Origin of the sequence: Paenibacillus monticola, assembly GCF_009664975.1 — a bacterium.
GTDB classification, from domain to species: Bacteria; Bacillota; Bacilli; order Paenibacillales; family Paenibacillaceae; genus Paenibacillus_AQ; species Paenibacillus_AQ monticola.
The window spans coordinates 841646-861130 of the sequence record NZ_WJXB01000002.1; the positions used below are offsets into that span (position 1 = coordinate 841646).

The 19485-nt window shown below is 45.1% G+C and carries 16 protein-coding genes; 5 read left to right on the forward strand and 11 right to left on the reverse strand.

The features are described from left to right. Positions 1-10: 10 nt before the first annotated feature. Entirely contained in the window at positions 11-2044 is a 2034-nt protein-coding gene (locus GJB61_RS08315; protein ID WP_229521533.1) for a glycosyltransferase family 4 protein, read from the forward strand. Positions 2045-2192: 148 nt separating this feature from the next. On the opposite strand, the gene GJB61_RS08320 is transcribed toward GJB61_RS08315, so the two are convergent. Next, positions 2193-2876 (reverse strand): HAD family hydrolase, encoded by a 684-nt coding sequence (locus tag GJB61_RS08320; RefSeq protein ID WP_154117989.1) that lies wholly within the window; start codon positions 2874-2876, stop codon positions 2193-2195. 191 nt (positions 2877-3067) lie between these two features. Between GJB61_RS08320 and GJB61_RS08325 the strand changes: the two genes are divergently transcribed. Then, complete coding sequence (locus GJB61_RS08325; protein ID WP_195724277.1) at positions 3068-4240, forward strand: YhgE/Pip domain-containing protein; 1173 nt, start codon at positions 3068-3070, stop codon at positions 4238-4240. Between the two features lie 55 nt (positions 4241-4295). After that, positions 4296-4811: a PadR family transcriptional regulator gene (locus tag GJB61_RS08330; protein WP_154117991.1), complete on the forward strand. Its 516-nt coding sequence runs from the start codon at positions 4296-4298 to the stop codon at positions 4809-4811. Between the two features lie 106 nt (positions 4812-4917). On the opposite strand, the gene GJB61_RS08335 is transcribed toward GJB61_RS08330, so the two are convergent. The 5 genes from GJB61_RS08335 to GJB61_RS08355 all read right to left on the reverse strand — a co-directional run bounded on the left by GJB61_RS08335 (position 4918) and on the right by GJB61_RS08355 (position 12556). After that, positions 4918-5175: an AbrB/MazE/SpoVT family DNA-binding domain-containing protein gene (locus tag GJB61_RS08335; RefSeq protein WP_195724278.1), complete on the reverse strand. Its 258-nt coding sequence runs from the start codon at positions 5173-5175 to the stop codon at positions 4918-4920. Between the two features lie 326 nt (positions 5176-5501). Further along, complete coding sequence (locus GJB61_RS08340) at positions 5502-7598, reverse strand: glycoside hydrolase family 36 protein (protein WP_154117992.1); 2097 nt, start codon at positions 7596-7598, stop codon at positions 5502-5504. Positions 7599-7705: 107 nt separating this feature from the next. Further along, positions 7706-9037, reverse strand: coding sequence for an ABC transporter substrate-binding protein (locus GJB61_RS08345; RefSeq protein ID WP_154117993.1), 1332 nt, complete (start codon positions 9035-9037; stop codon positions 7706-7708). Positions 9038-9159: 122 nt separating this feature from the next. Beyond that, positions 9160-10806, reverse strand: coding sequence for a response regulator transcription factor (locus GJB61_RS08350; protein ID WP_154117994.1), 1647 nt, complete (start codon positions 10804-10806; stop codon positions 9160-9162). Beyond that, positions 10799-12556, reverse strand: a complete 1758-nt coding sequence (locus tag GJB61_RS08355; RefSeq protein WP_154117995.1) for a cache domain-containing sensor histidine kinase — start codon at positions 12554-12556, stop codon at positions 10799-10801. The genes GJB61_RS08350 and GJB61_RS08355 overlap by 8 nt, the downstream gene beginning before the upstream one ends. Positions 12557-12814: 258 nt before the next feature. On the opposite strand from GJB61_RS08355, the gene GJB61_RS08360 reads away from it, so the two are divergent. Both GJB61_RS08360 and GJB61_RS08365 read left to right on the forward strand, forming a co-directional pair. Further along, positions 12815-13705, forward strand: a complete 891-nt coding sequence (locus GJB61_RS08360) for a carbohydrate ABC transporter permease (RefSeq protein WP_154117996.1) — start codon at positions 12815-12817, stop codon at positions 13703-13705. Then, positions 13705-14541 carry a carbohydrate ABC transporter permease gene (locus GJB61_RS08365; RefSeq protein WP_154117997.1) on the forward strand — a complete coding sequence of 279 codons (837 nt, stop codon included), beginning with the start codon at positions 13705-13707 and terminating at the stop codon, positions 14539-14541. The genes GJB61_RS08360 and GJB61_RS08365 overlap by 1 nt, the downstream gene beginning before the upstream one ends. A 620-nt stretch (positions 14542-15161) precedes the next feature. Here the strand turns inward: GJB61_RS08365 and GJB61_RS08370 are convergent. The 5 genes from GJB61_RS08370 to GJB61_RS08390 all read right to left on the reverse strand — a co-directional run bounded on the left by GJB61_RS08370 (position 15162) and on the right by GJB61_RS08390 (position 19466). Continuing rightward, positions 15162-16199, reverse strand: coding sequence for a CapA family protein (locus GJB61_RS08370; protein ID WP_420819736.1), 1038 nt, complete (start codon positions 16197-16199; stop codon positions 15162-15164). Between the two features lie 11 nt (positions 16200-16210). Beyond that, entirely contained in the window at positions 16211-16675 is a 465-nt protein-coding gene (locus tag GJB61_RS08375; protein ID WP_154117998.1) for a YfbM family protein, read from the reverse strand. An 83-nt stretch (positions 16676-16758) separates the two neighbouring features. Further along, the gene (locus tag GJB61_RS08380) at positions 16759-17418 is read right to left on the reverse strand and encodes a class I SAM-dependent methyltransferase (protein WP_154117999.1); all 660 of its coding nucleotides are present in this window, start codon (positions 17416-17418) and stop codon (positions 16759-16761) included. Positions 17419-17589: 171 nt separating this feature from the next. Beyond that, a complete protein-coding gene (locus GJB61_RS08385; protein WP_154118000.1) occupies positions 17590-18612 on the reverse strand; it encodes an SDR family oxidoreductase in 1023 nt (340 codons plus the stop codon). Further along, entirely contained in the window at positions 18609-19466 is an 858-nt protein-coding gene (locus tag GJB61_RS08390; protein WP_154118001.1) for an NAD-dependent epimerase/dehydratase family protein, read from the reverse strand. Before GJB61_RS08390 ends, GJB61_RS08385 begins: the two co-directional genes overlap by 4 nt. Positions 19467-19485: the final 19 nt, after the last annotated feature.

Below are 19485 nucleotides of genomic sequence, written 5' to 3' on the forward strand. Positions count from 1 at the left end.
TTGTGGCAACATGACAGGTATGCAGTCTGTGACCTCAAAACCAAAAGTCATGTTATTCTCCCATATCAGCGATCCAGGACGTATCACGGGTGCGGAGAAGATGCTCCTTTCCATCGGCAAAATATTAGCCCGCCAGCATGAGGTTTGGCTTGTTGTGCCCCAACCTGGCATCCTTTCGATCGAGGCTGAGGCCCTGTCCATTAATATCGTCATTGCAGACTATCCACTATCATGGTCGCTTTATCAAGCTTCCGCCTCCACAAAAAGGGAACTGGATGCGCTCCAACAGAGTAAGTTCTATCACCATTTAATAAATTTCCTCCATATGCATAGACCTGATTGGATCATTGTCAATACGATTGTAGCCGCTTTGCCAGCCTTGGCAGCAACACAAATTGGCATTCCCACAGCATGGATTCTTACTGAAGTCATGTACCCGGGAGAATATCAGATATCATCTGTGCAAACCGTAAATCGGTATTCTACTTATATCATTGGGATATCAGAAGCTGTCTTAACCCCGTATACAGGTGCTCAACTGGAAGAGAAAACGCTGCTAATCAATCCAACATGGGACCGTTCAGCCTTAGATACAGAAAGATGTATTCAGCATCGTTATACATTTAGGGAAAAATACGGTGTGGCGCAACAGGAGCTGCTGATCGGTGTTGTTACGGCAATGTTAGCCCCTCATAAAGGTATTGCGGAGTTTATTATGATGGCTCATATTCTGATGTCCAAATTCCCAAATACAAGATATCTCATTGTCGGCAGCCAAGAGTTAGCGAATCAGAATTATGTAGAGGAATGCAAACGGCTTATCGCGGCAACCGTTGACCCTTCAAGATTTATCTTTCATCCTTTCGAGCTGAATATCGATCAAATTTATCCGGCACTTGATATTCTGGTTGTACCCAGCATCGGTGATGAGGGTTTTGGAATGACAGCACTCGAAGGACTTGCTTTTGCGAAACCGGTGGTTGCTTATGCATCGGGCGGGCTCTCCGAAATTATGATCCAGACCCATAATGAAGAGTTTCTGGTACCCAAGGGAGACGTGACCTTACTCTCCCAAACAATAGCGAAGCTGCTCGGAAATGAACAGCATTTAACTGAGATTGGTATGCAAAACTATTTGCAGGCTGAACAAGTGTTTGGTCTTGCTGCGTTCGAACGTAATATCAATCATCTCAGCGAGACGATGGATACTTTGATTCCTCAGATCGATGTTAACAATCCTCTTCTACTTGGTGAATTCTTCAAGGGTTCCGGACCTACTGTTTACTTGCGCCGGGGGATAACACTCCATCCCATCTCGTCGATGGAGGCCTTTGAACAAGTCGGAGGCCGCTTCGAGCAAGTGATCCAAATTGCGGATGAACTGATCCATAACGCTGTTCTAGGCGACGCAATCTATTTTTATCAATCCCCAAGTGAATCAACTACCAGGGAAGCGGAACAGGCCACAACTACTGAAGTTATGGCAGACGTTCAGGACGAAGCTCTAAACAGCTTCACGACATCTCCTTTGGAATCTGCAGAGTCTCCGCAAACCAGCAATGAACTTGTCTTCATCCCTGCGAGCGTCGAAGCCGACGTTCAGCCAATAGAAAGGAGTGATCCGCCTCCAACGGCCTCTCTTTTGGAGGACCCACCGTTGCCTGCTAACGATCCAGTACAAGGGCTCATTCCAGTTCCTTCAACCGTACATGCACAACAACCTAATGAACCCGCTTCAAACACAGGTACTGCATCAAGCGATAACCTTATTGTTAAAGTTCCAGGGTTAGTCAATTCCTTTAGTACAACTATAGCTTCAAAGCCTAAAGTGAGAAAAAAGCGGAGAAGCAAACGAAGATTACGAAAATCTACGGTAAAGCGCAAGGCAATAAATACCTTGTTGAATAGAACTCTGAAAGGAAAACGCAAAAAGTTACGAAACGCAAAAAATAATATTGGGAAGAAAAAATCATTACAGCGTCCAAAGATACAAAAACAACGTAAATTACAAAAAATGAAAACCAGTCCGAAGAAAGCAGCCTAAGAAGTTGCAAGACTATCCACACAAAAAGGCCCATCCTTCTCTCTGTCTGAGAAGGGTGGGTCCAATTATTGCGATTGGAACAACGGTCCGTTCGCGGAGCGTCCACATCGAGTGTAAGCCATTCAAGTTGCATAGTCTGGTTTAACTTCTACTCTGCACTGTCATACAAGCTAGTCAGTTCATCAAAAGATGTAATGATCACATCAGAGCCTTTAAGTTCATCCTGCTTCCCAAAGCCCGCATAGCTACAACCGATTACAATCTGTCCGTTCCCTTTGCCTGCTTCAACATCGGACGAGCGGTCCCCTACCATCCAGGCATTGCTAATTCCTTGCTCCTCAAGCAGAATCCGCAGCAGATCAACCTTGGTTGCCGTTCCTTGTCCTCCCGCGCTGTACAATCCCTCGAACAGCTCCTTCATCTCATGAACCACTACGATGCTGTGAATGTAATCCTGCAGTCCGTTGCTGGCAACGAATAGCCGTACTCCGCGTCCTTTAAGCGCGCTCAGTGTTTCCACTACCAACGGATACAGTTGTGTCTCACCTGCTTCAAGTCCTTCGATCTCCAACTGCAGCAGCAGTTGATCAGCCCGCTGGTGAACTGCTTCATCCGCTTCTGGCATTACATTCTTCCATATTTGTGACAGTAACATGCCCAGGCTGCCCAGAATGCGTTCCTCAGGTGGTGTGGGGCCTGAATACAGACCTTCCTCCCGCAGAATATCAAACATCTTGTGGTATGCAGGCAATAACAGACTTTCTGTCTGGAACAACGTTCCATCCATATCAAATATTATAGCTTCTGGCTTCTTTAGCTTCAGGTTAGTCATCTAACGAATCTTCCCCTCTTAACTTCTTTTATGCCTATGATATAGGAAATCACTTTGAATTGTCTAGGCTAAGGCCAAGTTCAAGCACTCCGGAAACAGTAAAATGTAAATCACCTCTTGTCATTTATATATCAGCATGATATATTTCGTATTATCATATTACATATTGATATATGAAGGAGGAGTTCAAAATGAACAGTAAATTATTGTTTCAGTTTCTTAAACAGCCTGTCACTATAGTCGGTATCATCACAGCCATATTATTCCAAGTCTTTTTCAGCTTAATCTGGATTACGGGTTATGATCATGTAACAGATCGGGTGACTCAATTGCCCATAGCTATTGTGAATGAAGACGGCGCTGCTGCACAGCCTATTGCTGACGGAATTTCAGAGTCGCTGAAATTCGAGATCAAGAAGAATCTTACACTGGCTGAAGCAAAGGATGCTCTGGAGAGTCGTGAAATTCGTCTGATTATTAATATCCCCCAAGGATTCACTGGGCAAATTAGTGATCCTTCCGGCCATGCCGAGATCCGCTATTTCTTAAATGAGTCTAATCCGCAAATGGTAAGCAATGTGATGCAGACCGTAGCGCTTAAAGTTACAGCGGCGCTGAATACGGAGAGTAGCAGCTCTTCCCTCAACCAGACCTTAATCGGAATGAAGCTTCCGGAAGCTCAGGCGAAGATAATCAGGAACAGCACGGGTGACCGGGTGACTTCTGATGTACAAATCATTAATCCTGCGACCAACTTTGCACAAACGATGGTGCCCTTAATGATTGTTACGGCTTCCTTCACTGGATCTATGTTATTAGCCATGAACCTGAACCGAGCTTCCTCGAACTTATCACTGCAAGCTGGAAAGTGGCAGAGACTGAGCGCCCGTTTTATTTTGCTCGGGGCAACTGCCTTTATAACCTCTCTGATTGGCACTTCAATGATTCATTGGCTTGGCATCCCATCCAGTCTTGGGTTCATGGCGATGTGGATGTTCGAATTCATTGTTATTATCTCCTGTATGAGCATTGCCCAACTCAGTCTTATCCTGCTCGGGGATGCCGGCGCTTGGTTAAATATCGCCCTCCTCTCCATTCAGATGTTGTCCTCGGGAGCAACAATCCCAAGGGACCTACTCTCTCCCTTCTATAGCTGGATTGGACAATTCTTCCCTGCTTACTATGCAGTAAATGGAATGCTTGACCTCGTCATTGGCGGGTCAGGAGTGGGGCAGAATGTGCTTGCCCTTATAGCTATCGGAGCCGTGGCTGTTGCACTCAGCATCTTCCTGACTTTCATTCGCCGGGAACCGAAGATCACCAAAGAGCCCGAAAAGACCTTGATTCATGACCTATCAAATTGAGGCAAACTATGGAGTTGTGATATGGTAGTGAATATAGAAAGGAGGGGCGGCTATTATGAACATACAAGATGTCATTCTGGGAATACTAAATAAAAAGCCCCATTCCGGCTACGAGATCAAGCAGCATTTCGAGGAGTATTTCTCCTTCTTCTTTGATGCCAGCTATGGCACTATCTATCCTACCCTGAGCAAGATGGAAGGTCTTAAGCTAATAACCAAAGAATCGGTGCGACAGGAAGGCAAGCCTGACAAAAATGTATTTACCATTACAAGTACAGGAACAGAACGCTTTCAGACCTATCTGCATGGACCGGTAGAGAAGGAAGTGCTGCGTTCAGACTTTTTTATGCATCTGTATTTTGGAGATATGACCGATAAAGAAACCGTAGAGAAATTGCTTCGACAGGCCATGGAAGAGAAGCAGACCATGTTCGACGATCTGGAGCAAAAGTTAAAAAAGCTGGATACTAAACTAGGCACTTACCAGAAAATGTGTATGGAGCTGGGTTTGGCACAGTATGCAGCTTTTATTAAAGAGATACAACGGGTGCTGGAACTTGATTTCGCTTAAACGAGCAGAATAGAACAGAAAAAAGGACCGGCTGGCAAACACGTTTCTGTGCTTGCAGCCGGTCCCTATTTGCATTGTTTATGCTCGTTGCTAATTTAAGATATGATTAAATAGTGTCAAAGCTTGAAATCAGTTCATCGAGAACATCTTTACTAACCATCTTACCTTTGAAGTTGATGAGATTCTCTGCACTTCCGGAGAAGATACAAGTAGGCTCGTATTTTCTAAGAATGATTTTTTCTCCATCCACGAAAATCTCAAGCGGGTCTTTTATGTCAATTCCCATCGTTCTGCGTAGTTCAATCGGAATCACGATACGTCCCAGTTCATCCACTTTTCTTACAATTCCTGTTGCTTTCATCATTATGCATCCTCCTTGAAATAATACTTATATAATCATTCGTGTTAAAAGCTTTCAAAGCTTCTATAAAGTAGTAATGATTATGCCATACTTGCATTGTAAAGTGCTATTTCTTTCCTGTCAATTTTATTTCAACATCTTTTGATATATATCGACAAAATATTCAATAAGTTTAGCTTTAATTCGACAAATAATAAATTTATTTTCATATATTTTTTTAAATAATACTTATATTTTTATAAAAAAACACCCTGTCTCCTGTGGCTTCTGCTGAGGCCAAAATAGACGGGGTATCCTTTTTCCCATTATAGGGATTTTTGATTACTGATTTAGGAACAAAGCTCAAACAATCTGGCCGTCTTCCCTGCCGGAAGAGTAACATTAAGGATACCCTCAACCTTATTCCACTCCCAAGTGGAGCTATGCTCCTGTGGGTAGGCACAGTTCACGGACAGATCAAGGCCCTTCAGCTCTCCAATGGGCAGCTGGACAGCTGCAGCTTCGCCAGCGATCCGCCATACCGCGAGATAACGACGCTCGCCGTGCCGTAGTCCAAAGCTGACCCACTCCCCGGATGCGTCAGGCAAGCCTAGCGGCCAGAACGGTGTAGACATTGCAATGTCTCCGCGGATAACTTTGTAATAATCCAAAGCTTCCTTCACCAGCTCTCTACGCCGTGGGCTCAGCTCGGCCAAATGGCCACTCTGATGCACACGAAGCAGCAGCGCGTTGACCATATTAAAGATTACTTCCTCGTCGTCACCTTCCCGCAAAGGATAGGACCAAACCGCTGACTGCTCTGGAGTCAGCGCAGCGGGAGAAGCGGCGGCAATCGCCGCATACTGTACATAATCCTCTTGGTCGCTGGTAGACTGGATGCTGTGCCGGCTAAGCATGGCATAATCCATCCGCATCCCGCCGCTCGAACAATTCTCTATAACAAGTTTAGGGTAACGTGCAAAGATGCTATCCAACCAGCCAAGATAGGCCCGATTATGCTGCAGCAGACCGTCTCCGAAGCTATCCGAATCGGTTTCCGTACCCATGCCTGAATTAATGTTGTAATCCATCTTGATATAACCCACACCGTATTCTTCCACTAATCTGGTAATGACACTATTTGCATGGTCAATTACATGCGGATTGCGGTAATCCAGCTGATAGCGGCTGCGATCTTTGACCCGTTTGCCATGGCGCATAAAGAACCAGCTGTCATCTGTCTCCGCAAGCTTCGGACTCTGAATGCCCATAACCTCCAGCTCCAGCCACAGGCCGGGAATCATCCCATTGCTGCGAATATAATCTAGGACATATTTGATTCCTTCTGGGAAACGCTCCATCGACGGTTCCCATTGCCCAACCCCATCCCACCACTCTCCGGGTGCATACCAGCCTGCATCAATGCAGAAATATTCGCAACCCACATCAGCAGCCGCATCGATCAAAGGCAGGAGCTTCTCTGTCGTGGGATCACCCCATAGACAATTCATGTAATCATTGAAAATAATCCGTAAAAGCTCATTATCCTCATTAGGTCTACGAATAACACGACGGTAAGCAGTCAGCTGTTCGATCGCAGTCTGAAATTCACCCTGAACGGATCCGACAGCAACAGGCACTGAAGTGAAATCTTCGCCCGGTTCAAGGTTCACCCACCAATGGTTGTCACTTTCGGTCGGTCCGCTAACCAAAAGGGTAAGCTGATCGAATTGATCCGTTAATTCCCAATGCCAAGAACCGTTATGCTCGATCTGCCAGAACAGGCTTGTCCCACTCTCTTTATTATGCAGGACAGCCATAGGCAGCAACTCCGCTGCGGACCAAGAACCTGTATTACTGCAGGCGATCCGTTTCGATCCCCGGTCAGACAGGTGAGACATCCCCAGCTCCGGCAGACTATAGGTCCGCCATTGCAGCTCGCTCTGCCAGCCGCTATGAGCAATAGTTACCTCTATTTTGTCGTTGCGGTCCTCAGATCCCTCTTTATCCACTCCAGTGAGCGCAAAGGAAGATATATATTCTACCGCTGTTGCAGCTTCACCTTCATTTCTCAATACCGTCCAGCAACGTACGATTTGAATGCCTTGATAGAACTGAAAATGCTGGACCGCCTTCAAGCGGGTTACGGGGTCAATCAGCGCGAGTTCAAACTTACGCCCCAGTTCATTCACAGTGTCACTATGACCGTCATAAATCATACGAAGTCCAGGATAAGAAGCACGATGGGTGCGCCCGTGATATTCAGCCCGATCCTCCCCTGATAATTGCAGCTCCAGCAGCCGAAAACCCGGTTTATGCTTATCTGCTATGACCCCAGCCTCCAAGGGTCCAGCTCCGAAATGGAGCAATTGAACATCTTGGTCTGCGGTAATCTCAAGGACAAGATAAAGTCCATTTTCCGTTATTTCAATCCTATTACTGCTCATAATCTAATCTTAGCCTCCCAAAGTTCTCATTATATACACATAGAAAGAGGCGGTTCTCCAGTAATGAATCTTACTTGGAGACCGCCCCGAATCTTAACGAATATTAGTTATTGTGCAGCTGATCCGAATTGAATCCAAGCTTTTTGAATTTCGGTGATAGCTTGTTCTTTAGTCTTGCTTCCACCAATATAAGCCTGCATCAATTCACCGAATTTCTGGTGGAACGTATCCAGAGAGTAGTTAACCGACAGGTCGCCGGATTTCTCTGTTTTCAGAATTTCCGCCATTTCTTGTGGCATTTGCAGGTCAGGCATCGGAGCATCCTGGATTGGAGGAATAACCTTTGCTACAGCAGAGAACCAATTCTTGCCGTATTCAGAAGTATACAGCCAGTTAAAGAATTCAATGGTTTCAGGAGCTACAGCAGAATCCTTGTTAATACGCAGCGCCTGATCGGCACCGGTAATGATTGTGGACTGTTCCGCTTTGTCGCTGACAGGGTAACCCATGATTCCCAGATCAAAGTCAGGCGTAATCTTCTTGATTGCTTCTTCATCCCATGCGCCTTTACCTGTCATAAATGCTGCTTTGCCAAGTGCAAAGTCGCTGACTTCAGCATTGCTGTCCCGTTCCAGTGGTTTGTCTGTTCCGTGTTTGACAGTAGTATCAATGAAATTGAAGAAGTTATCGTTCAGCACAGGGTGATCCGCAAAGGTAGTTTTTCCAGCGATGAAATCGCCTACCAGCGTTTTAGCGTCCGTACCAGCATCAATGGCAGCTGCATCCACGAAGTGTTGGAAGATGTGCTTCCATACCCACCACTCTTTATAAGCGTTGGCAAAAGGTGTAATTCCCTTCGCTTCTAGCTTAGTAATCGCATCATCCATTTGCGCGGTTGTTTTTGGAAGCTCCGTAATTCCGGCATCGGCCAGAAGTTTTTTATTGTACATCAGTACGAACAAGTTTCCTTTTACAGGAAGTCCAAGTACCTTACCGTCTTTTGAACTCATGTTAGCGCGAACAGCATCGGTCATAGCCGCTGCCAGTGGTTCGTTAGTAAGATCGGCACTGTATTCCGCAAAAGTATCGATATCGCCGCCAGCCGTAGTTTGGAATACGTCAGGCGTGCTTCCGGCAGCAATTTTGGATTTAAGTACTGTATTGTAGTCGGCCTGCATAATTTCCAGATTAATCGTTACATTCGGCTTAACCTTCTTGTACTCGGCAATGTAAGCATTAAAAGCATCCGTGTATTCAGGAGACGCGGTAAACATATTGATCGTAACCGGCTTGGTAGAATCTGTCGCTGCAGTGTTCTCTGCTCCAGCTTCATTTGTTGCGGCCGTATTATTAGCAGCGTTATTATTTCCTCCGCAGCCGGCCAATAGACCGCCAACGAGCAGCAAACTTGCAGATAGTGCTGTAAATCTCTTTAACATGATGTTGCCCCCTTTTCCTTATGCATCTTGTGGTCTTGGTGTTATTCTAATGAAAATGGAAAAGGATAAGAATGTACATAAGTGAACTTATAAGGGTAAAAAAGTGTGTTCATGTAACCGTTTCACTTTTCCACCCCCAAAAGCTGGATTCGATATTCAGTAGGGGAACATTCGTAGTAATTCCGGAACGCCTTACTGAAATAGTTCTTGTCCTTGTATCCCAGCATTTCGGATATGTCCTGAATTTTCAAGCTGGAGTCAGATAGCATATCCTTCGCCTTGTCCATTCTCACCTTTTGCACATACTCGTGAATGCCGTAGCCATACTGACCCTTGAACAGCTTCATCAAGTACTCTCTGCTCAGGAAATACTTATCCGTAAACATCGATATTTTAATATTCTCAAAATAATGGTTATCAATGTATGCTTTAATATTTTCCAGCACACTGCTACGGTTTCCGGCAAGCGACTTGCTGAAGCTGTTAGCATAGCAATCCAAGATATCATTCAGCACGATCTCAAATTGTCCAAAAGAAGCAAAGTCGACACTAATGCCAAGTCCGTGCAGTCCCTTGTCTTTTCCGTTCTGGAGTTGCTCAGGCACAGCATCCAGATCTATAGCGATATCATTTAGCAAAATAAAGAATTCCTGAATGGTTCTGTCCGCTTCTCCCAGACTAAAATGCTCTGAGGAATTCCATCTTTTCGTAAATTCAAATAAAATACTTTTGGCATGGCTGATGTTCCCGTTCTCCAGAGCATTGCGGATTAGCGGCATACGCCCCGTCAGCGAAGGACTATCTTTAGTAAGTGATTTATCAGTACTGCTGTTCATAACTGCAATCCCTTTTAGCTTTAACAGGTCAATTCCATCTAGAGAGGATTTGGCACTCTCATAAGAATTGGCAATATCCGTGATATCGCCATAAGGCTCGCCAATTCCACCTGCAGAGACAATACCGAATAGCTCCTTCAGCGTAGAGGTCACTTTCTTCATATGATGAAGGGAGAGAAAGGCTGCATCTTCCACATAGCCGCCTGTCATCGTGAAGATAACGATAAATTCCCGTTCCCCCTTATGGCTTGCAAAGCTAAAGGCCTTAAATTGTGCATCGTTATTCTCATTAATCACATTGGTCACGGCAAAATGCAGTAAATCACGATCCTCATGAAATCGGTCTTTACGCACCTGCTCCAGATTAAGCACTCGCAGCACACCTGCTGCAAAATAATTACCTGCTCGATCTGCACCAATTAGCGGCAGGAAGGCTTCATTCGACTGATTCTTGAAGCTGCGGCCAATGATTGAGAGATACATCTTCTCTTTTAGCTTCGGAATGGACATATTGAGCGTAATGTTCTTGTTAATGAACTCGCTCTCTTTCTCGCGTTTGGCCTCCAGCATATCAATTCCTTTACGCAGTGCGGCATTGAGATCCACACGATTAACCGGCTTCAGTAAATAATCGACAACCTTGGAGCGAATAGCTTGGCGGGTATATTCAAAATCATTATAACCACTGACCACAATCGTCAGCAGATTTGGAAATTCAAGTTCTATGATCTGTAGTAGTTCACTCCCGTTCAACTCCGGCATCTTCATGTCCACCAAGGCAATATCAATCTTATGCTGACGCAGCATAGCCAGTCCAACATTGCCGTCTGTAGCCTCAAGCACTTGATCGACGCCAAGACCCTTCCAGTCGCCAAGAATATTTATCGCTTCGCGCAGCGGCTCTTCATCATCTATGATTAGTATTTTATACATGTCCCAGCCCTCCCCGCGGTATTCGCATTTCCATGTTCGTCCCATAAAGATTACTCGTAATGAACAGTCCTGCCTCTGCTCCATATAGAAGCTTCAAGCGTGTATTCAAATTCTTCAGTCCAATACTTTGCATGTCATTCTCAGCCACGCTGTCTTCATCCTGCTCCTCCCATTGAAGCTGCAATGAATTTCGCACCCGTTCCAGCCGCTCCCGGCTGAAGCCTGGCCCATTGTCCAACACAGAGATGATCGAATGGTTGGCAGTCACTCGTGCCTCAATCGTTATTGTGATTGTACTCGAGACTTTCTCCAGCGCATGCTTAATGCAATTCTCCACCAGTGTCTGAATAGACAACTTTGGAATTTCCAGCCCCATTAGATTCTCGTCCCAGCGATAAGCCACCTGCATTCTGTTTCCGAAACGGGCCTTCTGCAGAGCCAAATAACGTTCAATATGCTTCAATTCTTCTTTGGCTTGAACAACATCCTTGCCGCTCACACAATATCTTAAGGTTAAAGCCAGATTATCAATCATATCGACAATATCATCATTATTGTTTTTAAGGGCCATCGTGGAGATAGCTTGCAGCGCATTATATAAGAAATGGGGATTAATCTCCGCCTCCAAAGCTTTTAATACAGCGTTCTTCTCCACTATCTTCATCTTGTAGCGTTCATTAATCAGCTCATTCGTCTTCTCCACCATCTTATTGAAGTGGCGTGACAGGTAAGCTATCTCATCGTTCCCCTCCACCAGCGCCTCAGCTTCGAAACTGCCTGTACTGAATCGCTTCATCTGTAGCGACAGATTCTTTAATGGATTCGTGATTTTGTTGGATGTATAGCTGACAAGGACTACAGAGACAATTAGAAACAAAAAACCTATAAGGTAATTTAATTTACGAGTCGTTGTAGCAGCTTCATAAATCTCTTTGTAGGGAATGGGCTTAATGAGCTTCCAGTTCTCTTTTTTACTATTGTTATAAATAACCAGATACTTCTGTTCGCTATCCGACCATGTAAAACGTCCACCTGCAGCCGTGGTTAGATGAGTAAACAATCCCCCCGCTTCGCTCTGCTTATAGAATTTCAGATCATCTACAAAGAAAGGCTGATTATCCGGGCTGACATACATCAAATGCTGTCCCTCACTGAAAGGGATATCCTTCATTATCTCATTCGTTACCGTAGAATTGAAGTACAGAGATAAAACCGCCTGCGGCTCTCTGGAAACAATGGAGCGCAGCACCCGATGGTATCCCATGAAGCTTTTATCTGTATTTACGTAATAATCTTCACTATTCTGCGGAGATTCTTCTTCCACAAAAGACTGGTAAGAACGGTTGAACGGGCTTTCCAGTGCTCTTTTATACCAAGGAAGGTTCTCAATAGAAGGATGTTCTGCCACCCGTACTGTAATATTGTAGCTCTCTTTGGTGACATAATAATATTTATGCTCTTTGATCACGTACAGATAGATGGATTCCAGATCCTCACGGGAGAAGTACAGCTTCTTCAAATAATCCTCCACATACATCTTCGAGGCATAATCCTCTGATTCGTGCAGAATCGCGTAGGTAATCTCATCGTATGATATTTGCGGCAGGGACAATTGCTCGATCCCATCCAGATAGCTTTCCAGATTGCGTCCCACCAGCAGCAGATTGTTGCTTGTACTGGCAATACTGTTATTCACTGACTCCTTCTGCAGCATTCCGTAGGAGATAAACGTTAATGAGGTCACTACCATAATAATGATAATTGTGAACAGGAGAATAAGCTTATTCGCCAGCCTGCGTGATACACGCTCCAGTAAAGGTTCAAACAGCTTCAGTATCGAATTCTTAATAATGACAGGCGCCTCCTTGCTCTATCAAATTTGAGTTCACCTTTTTACCCCTAACTGTACTCTTAAATCCATTTTTGAGTATAGGGGACTGCTCTATAATACACAATATAGACTAAACGGAATACACTCCCACCCAACAAATCAAGAAGAGGTGCATCCATGTTAAAAACACTCGGCAGAAAATGGCGCGAGAAAATAGAGTTCGGGATATTCACACTCCCGGTTCTGATCTGTATCGCTGTAGCATTCTACATTCCGTTTGCCATGACCGTCCGCTATTCCATGACTAAATGGAACGGAATCTCCAAGAATCCCGTATTTGTTGGACTTGATAATTTCAAACAAATCTTTACGGGGGATACGAATTTCGCCGATTCAGCCTGGTTCACTGTAAAGTATGCGGTACTGTACATTGTTCTCGTTAATGTACTCGCTATTCTGCTTGCAGTCGTCCTGGATATGAAGCTTAAGACTACACCTTGGCTGAGAGCAGCCTTTTTCATTCCCTACATCTTAAGTCTTGTTATTGTCGGCTTCATTTGGAAGTTCATCTTCATGCAGGGCTTCAACTCGCTCGGAGAAAGTACAGGCTGGTCTGTATTCGCCCTAAGCTGGCTGGGGACGCCGGGACTTGCCTTTATCTCCATACTGCTGGTCTCGATTTGGCAGTCGATCGGTTTTTATCTGGTCATCTACATTGCCGGCCTGCAATCTGTACCTGAGGATCTCAAGGAAGCAGCCACCGTTGACGGCGCAGGTCCTATGAGAAAATTCTTCAGTATTACTCTTCCATTGCTGGCACCATCGATCACCATTTCGGTGTTCATGGCCCTGACCAACTCCATTAAGGTATTTGACGTCATTCTGTCACTAACCGGAGGCGGCCCTGGTGGAACAACTTATAGTATCGCTTACGATATTTACCGGGATACCTTCCAGAATAATCTGTATGGATACGGTACAGCTAAAGCGTTAATTCTATTCTTAGCCGTGCTGGTTGTTACCATCCTGCAGTTGGCATTCTTCAAACGAAGAGAGGTTGAAGCATAATGAATAAAAATAACAACAAGACAGGTCGAATCGTTGTAGAGGTTGTTATGGTCCTTCTCTCTCTTCTGTTCTTATATCCGCTGTTCCTGACCATTCTCAATTCCTTTAAAAGCTTTAGCGAGGTTATGACCGATGTAATCGCGTTGCCAAAACATCTGGTGTTCAGTAACTATTCATACGTTTGGCAGTTTATCAACTATCCCAAACTGTTCATGAACAATCTGGTAATTACTGTTATCGGCCTTCTGGGCATCGTGTTCGTCTCTTCTATTGCAGCCTATAAGCTGGCTCGGACGAAAAACAGACTGAGCGGAATCTTCTACTTCCTGTGCATCATGCCGATGCTGATTCCGTTCCAATCGATCATGTTGACCGTGCTGCAAATCGCCAAGAAAATTGGTTTGTCTGAAAGCACTTGGGGTCTAGGCTTACTGTATTGGGGCTTTGGCGCTCCACTCGCCGTGTTCATCTACCATGGCTTTGTCAAAGGGATCCCCTTGGAAATTGATGAAAGTGCGACGATTGATGGAGCTTCCGGCTTCCGCCTGTTCTTTAGTGTCATCTTCCCACTACTGAAATCCGTTACAACAACTATCGTCATTATCGACGTAATGTGGATCTGGAATGACTTCCTGCTCCCACTGCTTATGGTCAATGGCTCGCCGGATACAAAAACTCTAACGCTGGCCGCCTACACCTTCGTTGGGCAATATACCTCAGATTGGCAATATGCAATGACCGCCATGGTAATGGCCGTGCTGCCATCCATCGTGGTGTTCATCTTCCTGCAAAAGTATATTGTTAAGGGTGTTGTGGCTGGGGCTGTTAAGGGTTGATTGCTCGACAGGCCTCCTGTCTTAAGAGTTATGTAGGTGCTTTATGCGGACGCTCCGTGAACGGAACGTTGCTTCAATCGCTGTTGTCTCCAGATTTATTGAATTATCCCTTAGCGGTCTAAATCCGGAGACAAAGGCGAACGCTCCGCTTTTCCGCAATCGTTCCTTTCTCTCCGCTGCTATCAGCAGAAAGCATACCTAAATCTTAAACAAGCAAGTCTTAACAACCTGAATAGGTATCCGCTTGCAAAATGAGGTGTTACCTCTCCTTATAAACTGATTACAAAAAACGGCAAGTCTCCTATTAGTGGAGACTTGCCGTTTGGCTTTTCGCCGGATGACATCTTGATCTTTATCAAGAATCCGGAGGCTTAATTATTTTAACAGCAGTTCATGCCGTTAAATCGTTGGATACAGGGTGAATTTTCTAAATAACAGCAGTTCATGCCGTTATTTCCATCTGTATTTAGAAAATCAGCGTCCAAGAGCCAAATTAGAGGCAGTAATTCATGTTAATGAGCCTCCAAGTGTGATACGACCTCATATTAGCAGCAGGAATTCATGTTAATTTATTCTACTTCGACTTAATTTTTATGGTCTCGACAATCGTTTATACCTCTTTAAAGTTTCTTTTCGCTCACATTACCGTTCCCATCAATAATTGCGTTGAAGGAGAGCTTGTTCATCAGCTTAATAGTCTCTTTATTGTATGCAGCACCCATGAAATTGGGTTGGCCGCCAATGATTTTGACGGGTGTAATCTTGCCGGTCAGCTTGGAGCCGTCGATGGCGATGTTTACCAGCATGGAATGTAGAGTCTTCTCGCCCCCGCGAGTAGAACGGTTAAATACAAAGTTGCCTAATGAATAATAGATCGGCTTATGTTTATAGTATTCAATACCCATTAGGCAGTGGCTATGCGAACCAACGATAATATCCGCTCCGCTGTCAATCATCTTTTTAGCCAACGTTCGGGCGTATTGCTCAGGGTAATCCTTAAATTCTTCATTCCAATGGATGTACACAATCGTGTAATCATTGTCCTTAGCCGACTTCTTAATTGCATTGAGCATAGGTTCTGGAGTGTAAGCCGAGGCCGCGCCGGGGCTGTTAGTACCGGCATACCATGAAGGATCTGACAATACACGGCTTAAGCCCAGAATAGCAACCTTTTTTCCTTTTACCGTCTTGATATACGGTTTATACGCCTGTTCAATATTTCGGCCCGCACCTGTATGAGCAATCTTGTATTTATCCAAATGTACCAAGGTATCCAGCATGGCGACTTTCCCGAAATCCAGAATATGGTTATTGGCAAGACTCACTCCATCAATCCCTGCATATCTCAATCCGCTTAGCGCTGCTGGTTTAGAGCGAAAGACAAAGGTTTTCTCCGCCGATACACCTCTTATGGATACAGGAGTTTCCAGATTGGCAAAGGCGATATCGGCCTTTTGTAACGCAGGTGCAACTTTGACGAACGGAAAGTTCGCTCCGTATCTGGCAATCTGGTCACCAACAAAACCGTCCAAAAGAATATCGCCTACGAAAGTGATATTAATACGATCTGCCGGTGCTGCCGAAGCCTTACTTGATGACATAGCTGCCGGAAAAATAAGTAACAAGATAACTGTAATGATTGTAAATCTCCGCAAGATATAGACCCCTTTTAAAAAACATAAAATATAATATTCTGCTCTTCTGCCGCTGTTTGGGTATAGAATTCCCGGATAGCCACAAAATTCTCATAAATATAGTCAAAAAACTCCTCAGCAGTGTCGTCTTCCGTTAGTGGATAGACCGCGTTCTCTAGCATCTCAACGAAATTGTATTGTTCTCTTAACTCGGCTGCTGTAATCTGTTCTACCGCTGCCAGAGTTTCACGGATTTGTTCCGGACTCAGAGCAAATGCCTCAACATCCGATAAATGCCCAATATAACTAGTAGTCAGAGGTACGATATACCCTAGCGGCGGTTCTCCCTCAGCAATACTTCCACACAACACATAATGCAGTGCCTGCCACGATTTATCGATATCCAAACCTACCTCAAGACTATGAATGCTTAATTCCTGATTCTTGATTGCCTGAAGCATATCCGAACTTACAGCTATATATTGGCCTGTCATTCCCATGTTCACAGCCTCCTGTTCTCAGTATGTCTTATCTATTCTACTCTACTGGGAGGAGGTATCCTAATGAGTGCTCAAACGAGTCGCTAATCTCCTGATTTTTTCAGTACAGCCCGGAAACAATTCAGTCCGCCCAAGGCGTTCGTATGCACTGCATCATCAGGTAACTCAAAATCGGTCTCGCCCCAGTATAGAAAGCCGGCCTTCATAAGAAGATTATTCATAAGCGAGAGGTTTATCGTTGGGTAATCAAAGGTCAGTACCAGCAAGCCCTCGCCATTTAATGTTCTGTGGAATTCCTGCAACGCTCGAACTGTATCTTCAAGCGTCAGATGTTCCAGCACGGAGATGCAAAAAATAGTGTCGAAGCTCTCATCATCGTAAGGAAGAGCGGTCAAATTGGCTTGTATCAGGTCTAGATTCAACATGCTTTCTGCTTGAACGAGCCTCGCTGCTTCTGTTCCAATCTCATAGCTGATTTCCTCTAGGATTGCTTCCCTTGAGACAATCCTACTGTCGATATCACAAGCATGGACTTCGGCGCAAACTCCGGCAAGATAGAACTTCAGCGGGTGAGAAATGCCGCAAGCGGCATCCAGTACTACACCATGAGGTGAGATGAAATTAATACACCACTCGTATTCAAAGGGGCGGCTCCACCATGATTCCGGCAAATCAAAAATCAAATGATCACGACGTGCATCGGAGTTCACAAAAAAACGGGAAACATATGGATGTGTTGGCATGGCCAGGACTCCTTTTACGGGGAATTTCGGTAGTGAAAGTATATTCGGATTTCTTTGTTTCATACCATAACCTTACATACATAGGTCATGGACAATAAAAAAGACAGCGGATTACCCTTGGAAGGGATCTGCTGTCTTTTGCACCTTATATGAATCAGCTAAGTCTCAGTACTAATTGTAGTAGGAAAGCGGCTTTGCTTCGACACCGTGTTTCAGAATCAATTCATCTAGTAGCGTTGCCCATTCCGGATCTACGGTGCACAGCTCTGGATGACCGTCAAACCAGGCAATGGTCTGCTTGACCCCTTCAGCAAAAGGGACAGTAGCTTGAAAGTCCGGCACCAAACGTTTAATCTTGCTATTATCAAATATACTACTCACTGATTTGTCACCAATAAGCCCGTCTGTTGTGTCAACTGAAGAATACGCAGCGATGAAGTCTGTAGAAATATGCACAACCTTAGGTACTTCTCCTGCGGCTTCCCCGATCGCTGTATAAATCTGATTCCAGTTCAAAACCTCGTCAGAAGTAATATGAACAGCTTCTCCGATCGCGTCCGGATGTCCCAGCAATCCGACAAACCCTTTGGCAAAATCCGAATTATGAGTCAGCGTCCACAAAGAGGTGCCATCACCATGAATGACGAGGGGCAAACCCTTGCGAATACGGTCCACCAGTGCCCATGGATGCTCCCAACTGCTGAGTGACGCCGGTATCGCTGTATCTCCATAGGTATGGGAAGGGCGAACAATGGTGACTGGGAAATCGCTGTTGCGGTATGCTTCCGTCAATAACTGTTCACAGGCAATTTTATCACGAGAATACTGCCAATAAGGATTCTCGAGCGGTGTCTCTTCCGTAATGAGATAATTCCGCTGTGGCTTCTGGTAGGCAGAGGCGGAGCTGATATAAATATACTGCTTCGTTTTGCCCGTAAAGAGTTCAATATCTGTCAGCACATGATCAGGCGTGAATGCTATCCAGTCAACGACAACATCGAACTCATATTCCCTCAGCGCTTCTGCAGACTCTGCCTGATTGCGGATATCGCCCCTGATTACCTTCGCACCTTCCGGTACGAACTCGTCACGCTGGCCTCTATTAAATAAATACAGCTCAATCCCGCGTTCCACGGCTAGCCGTGATACAGCCTGGCTGATCAGTCCCGTGCCGCCGATAAATAATACCTTCATGCTTCACTCTCCTTAACATAATCCCGCCAAACATGCTTAGGCTGCCAGTTCAGCAGCTTCTTGGCTTTCGCATTGCTGAGCAGCGTCTCATGACCTTCAAATGGCTGACGGAAATCCGTCACTTCTGGAAAGCGTGCGGCCATTAAATCCCGGCTGGAAACCGCCATGCTTGTATCGTCCGCCGCTATATTAAGTGCTACAGAACCCAGCCCTTCGGCTTCAATTGCCAACTGGCAAGCCTCTGCAACATCCCTTGTATCGATGTAGCTCCACAGAATCCGATCACGCTGCTCAGGATCATGAATAAAGGACGAAAAACGTTCATAAGCCGACGGATCAATTACATTTCCAATTCTGAGCGAAACTACCTGCATGCCCGATCTGCGGTGGAACATATCTGCTGTTTGTTCATTCACGATTTTGGACAGACCATAACTATCTTGAGGCAATTGAGGATGATCCTCATCAACCGGGACATATTGTGGCCCGAAACGATTGACTGCAAATACAATCCCGTAGGAAGATTCACTGGAAGCGATAACCGCTTTGCGAATACCGAGACCTGCAGCTGCCTCCAAAATATGATAAGTCGACATGACATTATTCTGGAATGTGACTTCGTTAGTCTTGATATGGGCGGCCGGAATGGCAGCCAAATGCACCACTGCATCGGCACCTGCCAGTACACCATACACTTCACCCAAATTATTCAAATCAGCAATGAGGGTATGGCAGAGCGGCTCAGCAGGTTTTTGCGTATCAACATTTACAACCTCATAGCCCTGCTCTACAAAATGCCGCACTACCCATTTACCCAACATTCCGCTTCCGCCAGTAATAACAACCTTAGCCATGTTCATATTCTCCTTTTAG